This window comes from Geodermatophilus maliterrae, from assembly GCF_041018925.1.
Taxonomy (GTDB): domain Bacteria; phylum Actinomycetota; class Actinomycetes; order Mycobacteriales; family Geodermatophilaceae; genus Geodermatophilus; species Geodermatophilus maliterrae.
Genome location: NZ_JBFNXQ010000144.1, coordinates 1 through 10,235, shown reverse-complemented (window position 1 = coordinate 10,235; position 10,235 = coordinate 1). Strand labels below are relative to the sequence as shown.

Genomic DNA, 10,235 nt, shown 5'->3' with positions numbered 1-10,235 from the left:
GGGGGGGGCCCGGGGGGGGGGGGGGGGGGGGCGGGGCGGGCGGGGGGCCGGCCCCCCCCACGTCCCGCGGTCACTCCGCGCCGAAGGCGGTCACTCCGCGCCGAAGGCGGTCACTCCGCGCCGAGGGCGTCGGCCATGCGGTGGTGGACCGTGGCCTCCGCCGCCCGGCTCTGCCGCTCCAGCGTGCGGGCCAGCGCGCGGCGCGCCCACCCGTTGGCCGGGGCCAGCTCGACCAGCCGGAGCAGGGCCTCCTCGGCCCGGCGCAGCTGGGCCGACCCGTAGTAGCTGCGGGCCAGCAGCTCCAGCGCCGCCTCGTTGACGGGCTCGGCCTCGACCAGCGGCTCCAGCAGGCGCGCGGCCTCGGCGGGCTGCCCCATCGAGAAGAACAGGTCGGCGCGCAGGTACTCCGAGTGCAGGTCGGTCTCGAACGGCTGGGTCATGCCCGCTCAACGGCGCCGCCCGTGACCGTCTTCCCGAGATCACGACACGCCCGGCCGCATGTGGCACGAGGAAGTCCGCAACCAGGTGCATCCAGACGCCATCAGATTGGGAACAACCGGTACCAGCAGCACCGAGCCCCCGAGGGAGCACCGCCATGGCCCTGTCCCTGCACCGCCGCCGGACGGCGGACCGCGCACCGGCGACCGCCCCGTCCGCGAGCACGACGCCTGCCCCGCAGACCCCCGCCCCCCCGACTCCGGCCCCCCAGATCCCGACCCCGCGGACGCCCGGGTCCGGTGGCCGGGTGTTCGCCGTCCAGCGCATCGGCGCCTTCGTCGTCGCCGGCGTCATCGCCGTCTTCGGCGTCCTCGGCCTGCTCAACGGCCTGGACTTCTTCTCCACGGACGGGGAGCGCGTCCTCGGGCTGTCGTCCAACGGCCTGCTGTCGACGATCTCCCTGGTCACCGCCGCCGTCCTGGTGGCCGCCGCGCTGCGCGGGCCGCGGATCGCCTCGACGGTCATGATCGTCATCGGCGTGCTGTTCCTGGTCTCGGCGCTGGCCAACCTGGCGGTGCTCAACACCGACTTCAACTTCCTGGCCTTCGGCCTGAGCAACGTCGCCTTCTCCGTCGTCGCCGGGCTGGTCCTGCTGATGCTCGGCGCCTACGGACGGGTCAGCGGCAACCTGCCCGCCGACAGCCCGTACGCGCGGGAGACCGGCGACGACGCGCCGCTCCTGGCGGCCGACGAGTTCCCGTCGACGCCGGCCGAGTTCGCCGTCGAGCGGGAGATGCGGGACGCCGAGGTCGCCGTCGTGCAGCACATCGCGTCGTTCGACCAGCGCCGCCGGGTGGCCGCGATGGCCCAGGTGACCAGCCGCAAGGAGCGCCGCGAGGTGTGGACGTCGTTCGACCGGGCCCGCCGGGACGCCTGACGCGGGGAGGGGCGGGACGATCGCCGCGTGACGGTCGCCCCGCTGCTCCGCCTGTCGGCCTGGCCGACGCCGCTCGACCCGGCGCCACGGCTGGCCAGCGCCCTCGGTCTGCACCCCGGCGACCTGTGGGTGAAGCGGGACGACCTGACCGACCTGGGCGGCGGCAACAAGGTGCGCAAGCTCGAGCACCTGGTCGCCGAGGCGGTCGCCGGTGGAGCCACCGTGCTGGTCACCAGCGGCGGCGCACAGAGCAACCACGCCCGGATGACCGCCGCCGCGGCCGCCCGGCTGGGACTGGGCGCCGTCCTGGTCCTGGCCGGCACGCCGTCTGCGGAGCGCCCGGGCAACCTCGCGCTCGATGGTCTGCTCGGCGCGCGGGTCGTGGCCGTCGGTGACGTCGACGGCGCGGCACTGGAGCGCCGGGTCGAGGAGGTCGCAGGGCGGCTGCGGGACGACGGCGAGGTCCCGGCCGTGCTGCCGCTGGGCGGGTCGTCGCCGACCGGTGCCCGCGGCTACCTGACCTGCGCCGCCGAGCTGCGCGCGCAGGCACCGGACGCCGCGCACGTGGTGGTGGCCGTGGGGTCGGGGGGCACGATGGCCGGCCTGGTGGCCGGACTCGGGGGTGACCGCGTGCTGGGCGTCGACACCGGCGCGGTGCCCGACCCGGCCGAGCGGGTGGCCGGACTGGTGGCCGCCCTCGGCGTCTCGGGTGCGCCGGTCCGCCTCCGCCACGACCAGGTCGGCACCGGGTACGGGGTGCTGACCGCGGCGGCCGCGGCGGCGATGCGGACGGCTGCGCGCACCGAGGGCCTGCTGCTCGACCCGGTCTACACGGCCAAGGCGCTGGCCGGGCTGGCCGCGGCGGTGACCGACGGCTCGATCCGGCCCGGGGAGCGCACCGTCTTCGTGCACACCGGCGGCCTGCCGGGGCTGTTCGGGCACTCCGTCGCGGCCGCACTGGCGGCCAGGGTGCTGGCCGACCCGACGTAGCCTCACGGACGCCATGACCTCCCCCGCCGTGTCCTCCCCCGCCGTCCCCCGCGTCCGGGTCGACGCCTGCCCCGGCGCGCTGCAGACGCACACCGCGGCCGACGGCGAACTGGCCCGGGTGCGGGTGCCGGGCGGGCTGCTCACCTCCGGTCAGCTGCGCGTGCTGGCCGCCGCCGCCCGCGACCTGGGCGACGGCGCGCTCGAGCTCACCAGCCGGGGCAACCTCCAGCTGCGCGGGCTCGCGCCGGAGGCGGCGCCCGAGCTGGGCCGCCGGCTGGCCGCGGCCGGGCTGCTCCCGAGCGAGAGCCACGAGCGGGTGCGCAACGTGCTGGCCAGCGCGCTGACCGGCCGGGCCGGCGGGCACCTCGACGTCCGGCCGTGGGTGACCGCGTTCGACGCCGGCCTGTGCGCCGACCCGGCACTCGCCGGACTGCCCGGCCGCTTCCTCGCCACGCTCGACGACGGCCGGGGCGACGTCACCGGCCTCGGTGGCGACGTCGGCCTGTTCGCCCTCGGCCCCGACGCCGTGGCCCTGACCCTGGCCGGCGTGGACAGCGGGGTGCGCGCCGCGCCCTCCGACGCCGTCGGCCTCGCGCTGGCGGCCACCCTCGCCTTCCTCGCCGAGCGGACCGCGCAGGGCGGCACCGCCTGGCGGCTGGCCGAGCTGACCGACGGGCCCGCACGGGTGGCGGCCCGCGTGCCCGGCCCCCGCGCGACGCCCGTCCCGCTCCCCCCGACCCCCGTGACCGGTCCCGTCGGCGCCGACGTGCAGGCGGACGGGCGGACGGCGCTGGTCGGCGTCGTCCCGCTGGGCCGGCTCGGCGCCGCCCAGGCCGACCTCCTGGCCGGCCTCGCCGACGAGGTCCAGCTGACCCCGTGGCGCAGCGTCGTCGTGCCCGACCTCGACGAGCACCGCGTGGACGACGCGGCCGTCGACCTGCACCGGACCGGCGTGGTCTTCGACGCGGACAGCCCCTGGCTGCGGGTGACCGCGTGCGCCGGCCGGCCCGGGTGCGCGAAGTCGCTGGCCGACGTCCGGGCCGACGCGGCCGCGGCGGCCGCCACGGGCACGCTGCCGGCCGACGGCACCCGCCAGCACTGGGCCGGCTGCGAGCGCCGCTGCGGCCGCCCGCGCGGGGACGTCGTCGACGTCGTCGCCTCCCCTGCGGGCTACCGCGTCAGCTGACCCCGGAGGGGTGCCTTCAGCGCTATAAAGGCACCCCGGAGGGCGTCAGTCGCGCTCGGGTTCGGGGAACCGGCCGCCGGCGGGGATCTCGGTGCCCTCGGCGAGCTGCGCCCGGCGGCCGACCAGCGCGATGTCGCCGTCGCCGCCGACCGAGCAGCCACGGCCCACGTCGACGCCGTCGTCGACCACCGCGCGGGTCACCGTCGCGCCCGACCGGACGCGCACACCGGGCAGCAGCACCGAGTCGAGGACGGTCGCGCCGACCTCCACCACCACGCCGGGTGACAGCACCGAGCCGCGGACGTTGCCGGAGATGCGGGTGCCGCCGGAGAGCAGGCTGTTCTCGATCTGGCCGTCGTCGAGCACCCGCGCCGCGCTGTGCCGGCCGCCGCGGGTGTGCACCGGCCACGCGGGCTCGTCGAGGTCGATCGGCGGCTCGGCGGAGAGGAAGTCGCGGTGCGCCTCCCAGTACGACGGCACCGTGCCCACGTCGCGCCAGTAGCCCTTCAGCGGGTAAGCCCGCGCCAGGCCGTCGCGGGTCTGCGCCGGCAGCAGGTGGGTGCCGAGGTCCTCCAGGTCGTCCTCGCCCACCTCCGACTGCAGCTGCTCGAGCCGGTCCAGCGTCGGGCCGGGGCTGAAGACGAACACCTCGTTGGTGGCGGTCGTCGTCGCCGGCTCGTCGGGCTTGTAGGCGTAGCCGGTCACCCGGTCGCCGTCGACCTCGACGATCCCGTAGCGCGAGGCGTCGTCGGCGGCCACCTCCGTGGTCACCATGGTCACCTCCGCGCCCGACTCCAGGTGCGCCTCGGCGACCTCCCGGTAGTCCAGCTTGTAGACGGCGTCGGAGCTGACGACGACGAGCGCGTCGGCCCCGTACTGACGGATCAGGTCGGCCTGCCGCCACAGCGAGTTGGCGGTGCCGGTGTTCCACCCGCCGCGCTCGGTGCCCTGGAACGGCGGCAGCGTCATCAGCCCGCCGGTGGTGCGGTCGAGGTCCCACGGCCGCCCGTTGGCCAGGTGGTCGGCCAGGGAGGTCGGGTGCTGCTGGATCGACACCCACACGTCGGCGATCTCCGAGTGCTCGCAGTTGCTCAACGGGAAGTCGACGAGCCGGTAGACACCGGCGAACGGGACGGCGGGCTTGGCGCGCTGCTCGGTGAGCAGCTCGAGCCGCCCACCGGCGCCACCGGCCAGCACGAGGACGAGTACGCGGGGAAGGGCCATGCCCCCGGCTACCCGCCTGCCCGTCCGGCTACCCGGCCAGGAACGGGACGTAGCCTCGCTGCCGATGCCCGGGTACCAGTACGAGAGGGACGGCGCCGAGATCTACCGGCAGTCGTTCGCCACGATCCGCGCCGAGGCGGATCTCACCGGCCTGCCCGACGACGTCGCCCGGGTGGTCGTCCGCATGATCCACGCCTGCGGCCAGGTGGACCTGGTCGACGACGTCGCGTACAGCCCCGACGCCGTCCGCCGTGCCCGCGAGGCCCTCGACGCCGGCGCCCCCGTGCTGTGCGACGCCCAGATGGTCGCCTCGGGCGTCACGCGCCGCCGGCTGCCGAAGGACAACGACGTCGTCTGCACGCTGAACGACCCGCGGGTCCCGGCGCTGGCCGCCGACCTCGCCACCACCCGCACCGCCGCGGCCCTGGAGCTGTGGCGCGACCGCCTCGACGGCGCCGTCGTCGCCATCGGCAACGCCCCCACCGCGCTGTTCCACCTGCTGGAGATGGTGGCCGCGGGGGCGCCGCGCCCGGCCGCCGTCCTCGGCATCCCGGTCGGCTTCATCGGCGCCGCCGAGTCCAAGGAGGCCCTGGCCGCCTCCGACCTCGACTTCCTGGTCGTCCGCGGCCGCCGCGGCGGCAGCGCCATCACCGCCGGCGCGGTCAACGCGATCGCGAGCGACGTCGAGTGAGCACCGGACACCTCTACGGCGTCGGGCTCGGTCCCGGCGACCCGGAGCTGGTCACCGTCAAGGCCGCCCGGCTCATCGGCGCCGCCGACGTCGTCGCCTTCCACGCCGCCCGCCACGGCCGCTCGGTCGCCCGCGCGCTGGCCGAGCCGTACCTGCGCGCGGGCCAGGTCGAGGAGCTCCTGGTCTACCCGGTCACCACCGAGACCACCGACCACCCCGGCGGCTACCAGGGCGCTATCGACGAGTTCTACGAGGCCGCCGCCGCGCGGCTGGCCGCCCACCTCGACGCCGGCCGCGACGTCGTCGTCCTGGCCGAGGGGGACCCGTTCTTCTACGGGTCCTACATGCACATGCACAAGCGGCTCGCGCACCGCTACCCCACCGAGGTCGTGCCCGGCGTGACCAGCGTCAGCGGGGCCGCGGCGGTGGTGGGGCGGCCGCTGGTCGAGCGCGACGAGGTGCTCACCGTGCTGCCCGGCACGCTGCCGGCCGACGAGCTCGCCGAGTGGCTGGCCACCACGGACTCCGCCGCGGTCGTGAAGCTCGGTCGGACCTTCCCGCAGGTGCGCGAGGCGTTCGAGGCGGCCGGCGTGGTCGACCGCGCGCTCTACGTCGAGCGGGCCACCACCGACCGGCAGCGCACGCTGCCCCTGGCCGACGTCGACCCGGAGACGGTCCCCTACTTCTCCCTCGCGCTCCTGCCCAGCCCGCTCACCGGGCCCGGGCAGCCCGACGAGGCGGCCCCGGCCGCGGCCGGCGGGTGCGCGCCCGGCGAGGTCGTCGTCGTCGGCCTGGGCCCCGGCTCCCGGGGGTGGACGACGCCCGAGGCCGCCGACGCCGTCGCCTGCGCCGACGACCTGGTCGGCTACGGCCCCTACCTCGACCGGGTGCCGGCCAACCCGCGGCAGACCCGCCACCCCAGCGACAACCGGGTGGAGGCCGAGCGGGCCGCGCACGCCCTCGAGCTGGCCCGGTCCGGACGGCGGGTCGCCGTGGTCTCCAGCGGCGACCCCGGGGTGTTCGCGATGGCCGCCGCGGTGCTGGAGGTGGCGGCCCGGCCCGAGCACGCCGGCGTCCCCGTCCGGGTGCTGCCCGGGCTCACGGCGGCGCAGGCCGTCGCCTCCCGGGTCGGCGCGCCGCTGGGTCACGACTTCGCCGTCCTGAGCCTCTCCGACGTGCTCAAGCCGCTCGGCGTCGTCCTCGACCGGCTGCGGCACGCCGCCGCGGCCGACCTGGTCATCGCCCTCTACAACCCGCGGTCCAAGGCCCGTCCGCACCAGCTGGGCGAGGCGCTGACCGCGCTGCTCGAGGTCCGCAAGCCGGACACGGTCGTCGTCGTCGGCCGCGACGTCGGGGGGCCGCAGGAGCGGGTCACGGTGACGACGCTCGGCGAGCTGGACCCGGAGACGGTGGACATGCGCTGCCTGGTGCTCGTCGGCTCGTCGCAGACGCGGGTGACACCGTCCGGGCAGGTGTACACGCCACGCCGCTATCCGGCATGACACACCGTTGCCGGGAACAACCAGCTCCTGGGCCGGCTTGTCCTGACCCGTGCCGACCACCCGACTCCCGCGGCCGGCGGCGTTCTGGACCGTCGCGGTGCTGCTCGTGCTGGTGCTGGCCGCCTCCGGCGTCCCGTCGCCGCTCTACCGCGTCTACCAGGAGCAGTTCGGCTTCGGTCCGGGCGTCCTGACGCTGGTCTTCGGCATCTACGCCTTCGCCCTGCTCGCGGCGCTCCTGGTGGTGGGCGGCCTGTCCGACCACGTCGGCCGGCGGCCGGTGCTGGCCGGCGGGCTGCTGCTGCAGGCGGTCGCCATGGTGGTCTTCCTCGCCGCCGACGGCGTGGGCTGGCTGCTGGCCGCCCGCGTGCTGCAGGGCCTGTCCACCGGCGCGCTCACCGGGACGCTCGGCGCGGCGCTGCTGGACCTGCAGCGCGGCGAGCGGCCGCTCGGCCCGCTGGTCAACAGCGTCTCCCCGGGCCTGGGCCTCTCCCTCGGCGCGGTCGGCGCGGGACTGGCCATCGAGGGCATCGCCGAGCCGACGCCGTGGGTGTTCGGCGTGCTCACCGTGGTCTTCGTGCTCGGCGCCGCCACCGCGTTCGTGCTGCCGGAGTCCTCGCCGCGGCTGCCCGGCGCGCTGGCCTCGCTGCGCCCGCAGGTCGAGGTGCCCCGGCCGCAGCGGCGGGCGTTCCTCGTCGCGGTCCCCTGCCTGGTGGCGCTGTGGGCGATGGGCGGGCTGGTGCTCTCGCTCGGCCCGTCGCTGACCGCCGGCGTCTTCGGCATCACCGACCACCTGGTCGGCAGCCTGCTCATCCTCTGCATGCAGGGCGCCGGGGCCGTCGGCGGCCTGCTGGCCCGCGACCTGGCGCCGCGCCGCGCCATGGCCGGTGGCTGCGTGGTCTTCGCCGTCGCGATCGGGGCGCTGCTGGTCTCGCTCGTCACCGGCACGGCCTGGCTGTTCTTCGTCTCCGCCGGGATCTCCGGCCTCGGGTTCGGCGCCGCCTTCCTCGGCGCGGTCGCCACCGTCACCGCCGGCGTCGCGCCCGGCCGCCGCGCGGGGCTGCTGTCGAGCCTCTTCGTCGTCGGCTACCTCGGCTTCAGCATCCCGGCCATCGCGGCCGGCGTCGCCTCGGGCAGCGTGGGGCTCGAGCTGGTCGCCGAGGTCTACGGCGCCGTCGTCATCGTGCTGGCCGTCGGCGCCGCGGTCGGGTTGCGGCTCTCCGGCCGCCGCACCCCTGCGCCCGCGCCCGCTGCGGAGCCGGCGGAGTCGCTGGCGGCCTGAGCGCGGTCCGTCGCCCCGGACGAAGTGACGTGCCGCGCTGGTCATCTGCTCCCGGGTTGCGTGGCCCAGGTCCTGTGCCGAGACCTGACTCCGTAGCCCGCTGACCTGCGGAAACTGTCGTACCCCGGCCGTACGTTGGCGTCGTGCAGGAGATCGAGGAGGACCAGCCGCCGTTTGCGGGCGGTCTGCTCGACCTGCTCCTCGCCCAGCCGGCGGAGCTGCCGCGCCTGCCGGTTGGGCTGCTGTCCCGAGAGCAGAAGGCCGCCGAGCTGCAGCGGGTCGCCGCGCTCAAGGCGATGACCGCCGCCTACGAGGCCGAGCTGGTCCTCGGGCTGGCCGATGACACCCCGGACGACCTCGACCCGGCGCCGGGTACGCCCGGTGCGCGGCGGGGATCGTGGGCGCCGGATCCCGAACTGCCCGGGGTCAGTGAGTTCTTCACCGCCGAGCTGGCGGTGGTGCTCAACTGCGGCCGTCGGTCGGCGTCGCTGCTAGCCCAGCGGGCGTGGACCTACCGAGAGTCGCTGCCCGGGACCTGGGCGGCGCTGGCCGCCGGCGCGCTGGACGAGGCGCGGGCGAAGGTGCTCGTCGACGTGCTCGAGTACACCGACCCGGCCGTCGCCCGCACCGTGGAGGCCCAGCTACTCGCCGAGGCCGCCGCGCTCACCACGCACACGCTCAGGAAGCGTGCCGTCGCCGCGCTCCTGGCGGTCGATGCCGACGCGGCCGACGCCCGGCGCAGGGAGGCCGAGCGGCGGGCCGACGTGCGGGTCTACCCCTCCCCCCGTGAGGGCATGAGCACCTTGGCCACCGACCTGCCCGCCCCGGTCGCGGCCGCGTGCTTCGACCTGGTCGACCGGCTGGCGGTCGTGCTGAAGACCGACGGTGACGAGCGGCCCATCGGACAGATCCGCGCCGCGGTGCTCGCCGACCTGATCCAACGCCCCTGGGACGACGGCCGCCCGCCGGTGACCGCGCACCTGCAGCTGATCGCCACCCTCGGCGCCCTGGTCGGGCGCAGCGGCGAGGCGGCCGAGGTGAACGGCCTGCCGATCACCATCGGCCAGCTGCGCGACCTGCTGCGCGAGCTCGACGCCCTGGGCCTGCGCACCCCCGCCGGCGGATCGGTCACGCTCGCGCTGACCGATGACGACGGCGCCCTGCGAGCGACCTCCACGCTGGAGCAGCTGCGCCGGATCGCCCGCCACGGCTGTCCTGACCACCACGACACCGACTGCGGCTGCGCGGCGCTCGACCGCCCGGAGGAGACCGACTCCTACGAACCCTCCGCCGCGCAGCAGACCTTCGTGCACACCCGCGACCGCACCTGCCGCTTCCCCACCTGCGGCCAGCGCGTGGGGTGGGCCGACGCCGACCACGTCCTCCCGCACGCCCGCGGCGGGGCCACCGACTGCGCCGACCTGTGCTGCCTGTGCCGCTCCCACCACCGGCTCAAGACCTTCGCCCCCGGCTGGCGGTTCGCCATGACCGTCGACGGCGTGCTGCACGTGACCACACCCTCCGGGATCACCCGCACCACCCGACCACCCGGCATGCGGCCACCACCGGCAGCACCCGACCCGCCGGATCCACCGACCGCGTCCGCGGGACCGCCACCGACGGCACCGCCGGACGACGAGGCACCGCCCTTCTGACGACGGATCCCGTCGAGCACACGGGACGAGCAGCGGCGATCGCTCCGTCGTCGACCGTGCGGGCCCGTCGCCGGCCGCCCCGGCCGCACCCCTCGGGACCCGCTCGCCGCCTGAGCCGGGACCGCGCGGGTGACAGGAGCCCCTGGACGGCGGACCGGTCGTCGTGGTCACCGGCGGCTCGACTGGGTCGCCGGGCTGACCGAGGCCCTGCGGCACGAGCTCACCGTCCGCTCGGAGGTCGCCGTCTGCGCCGTCCACCCGCCGTTCGTCGACACCCCCACCGCACGCGCCTCGGGCAACCGCACCGGCCGGACGCTGCGGCCGACGGCGCGC

Annotated in this window: 10 protein-coding genes; 8 read left to right on the top strand and 2 right to left on the bottom strand. The window is 76.5% G+C overall.

Annotated features, from left to right (window positions below; all coding sequences use genetic code 11):
* Nucleotides 1-110 precede the first annotated feature (110 nt).
* Nucleotides 111-440: a tetratricopeptide repeat protein gene (locus ABQ292_RS24945; protein WP_369210405.1), complete on the bottom strand. Its 330-nt coding sequence runs from the start codon at nt 438-440 to the stop codon at nt 111-113.
* A gap of 305 nt (nt 441-745) precedes the next feature.
* On the opposite strand from ABQ292_RS24945, the gene ABQ292_RS24940 reads away from it, so the two are divergent.
* Genes ABQ292_RS24940 through cobG form a run of 3 tightly spaced genes read left to right on the top strand, consistent with a single transcriptional unit; the run spans nt 746 to nt 3,551 of the window.
* On the top strand, nt 746-1,375 hold the full coding sequence (locus tag ABQ292_RS24940) for a DUF4383 domain-containing protein (RefSeq protein ID WP_369210404.1): 630 nt from the start codon (nt 746-748) through the stop codon (nt 1,373-1,375).
* 27 nt (nt 1,376-1,402) lie between these two features.
* Complete coding sequence (locus tag ABQ292_RS24935) at nt 1,403-2,365, top strand: pyridoxal-phosphate dependent enzyme (RefSeq protein ID WP_369210403.1); 963 nt, start codon at nt 1,403-1,405, stop codon at nt 2,363-2,365.
* 13 nt (nt 2,366-2,378) lie between these two features.
* Nucleotides 2,379-3,551 (top strand): precorrin-3B synthase, encoded by a 1,173-nt coding sequence (gene cobG / locus ABQ292_RS24930; protein ID WP_369210402.1) that lies wholly within the window; start codon nt 2,379-2,381, stop codon nt 3,549-3,551.
* 45 nt (nt 3,552-3,596) lie between these two features.
* On the opposite strand, the gene ABQ292_RS24925 is transcribed toward cobG, so the two are convergent.
* Nucleotides 3,597-4,775, bottom strand: coding sequence for a glucose-1-phosphate adenylyltransferase family protein (locus tag ABQ292_RS24925; protein ID WP_369210401.1), 1,179 nt, complete (start codon nt 4,773-4,775; stop codon nt 3,597-3,599).
* A 64-nt stretch (nt 4,776-4,839) separates the two neighbouring features.
* Between ABQ292_RS24925 and ABQ292_RS24920 the strand changes: the two genes are divergently transcribed.
* From ABQ292_RS24920 to ABQ292_RS24900, 5 genes are all read left to right on the top strand, one after another.
* Nucleotides 4,840-5,466, top strand: coding sequence for a precorrin-8X methylmutase (locus ABQ292_RS24920; protein ID WP_369210400.1), 627 nt, complete (start codon nt 4,840-4,842; stop codon nt 5,464-5,466).
* Entirely contained in the window at nt 5,463-6,968 is a 1,506-nt protein-coding gene (locus ABQ292_RS24915) for a precorrin-2 C(20)-methyltransferase (RefSeq protein WP_369210399.1), read from the top strand. Before ABQ292_RS24920 ends, ABQ292_RS24915 begins: the two co-directional genes overlap by 4 nt.
* Before the next feature lie 49 nt (nt 6,969-7,017).
* The gene (locus tag ABQ292_RS24910; RefSeq protein WP_369210398.1) at nt 7,018-8,247 is read left to right on the top strand and encodes an MFS transporter; all 1,230 of its coding nucleotides are present in this window, start codon (nt 7,018-7,020) and stop codon (nt 8,245-8,247) included.
* Between the two features lie 143 nt (nt 8,248-8,390).
* Entirely contained in the window at nt 8,391-9,902 is a 1,512-nt protein-coding gene (locus ABQ292_RS24905; RefSeq protein ID WP_369210397.1) for a DUF222 domain-containing protein, read from the top strand.
* A gap of 129 nt (nt 9,903-10,031) precedes the next feature.
* Nucleotides 10,032-10,235, top strand: a 204-nt coding sequence (locus tag ABQ292_RS24900) for a hypothetical protein (RefSeq protein ID WP_438940633.1), incomplete at its 3' end; no start/stop codon positions are given.

Excerpts from the sequence above, each read along its gene's own strand:
- ABQ292_RS24945 (WP_369210405.1), bottom strand. The coding sequence starts at position 440 with ATGACCCAGCCGTTCGAGACCGACCTGCACTCGGAGTACCTGCGCGCC.
- cobG (WP_369210402.1), top strand. The coding sequence starts at position 2,379 with ATGACCTCCCCCGCCGTGTCCTCCCCCGCCGTCCCCCGCGTCCGGGTC.
- ABQ292_RS24925 (WP_369210401.1), bottom strand. The coding sequence starts at position 4,775 with ATGGCCCTTCCCCGCGTACTCGTCCTCGTGCTGGCCGGTGGCGCCGGT.
- ABQ292_RS24920 (WP_369210400.1), top strand. The coding sequence starts at position 4,840 with ATGCCCGGGTACCAGTACGAGAGGGACGGCGCCGAGATCTACCGGCAG.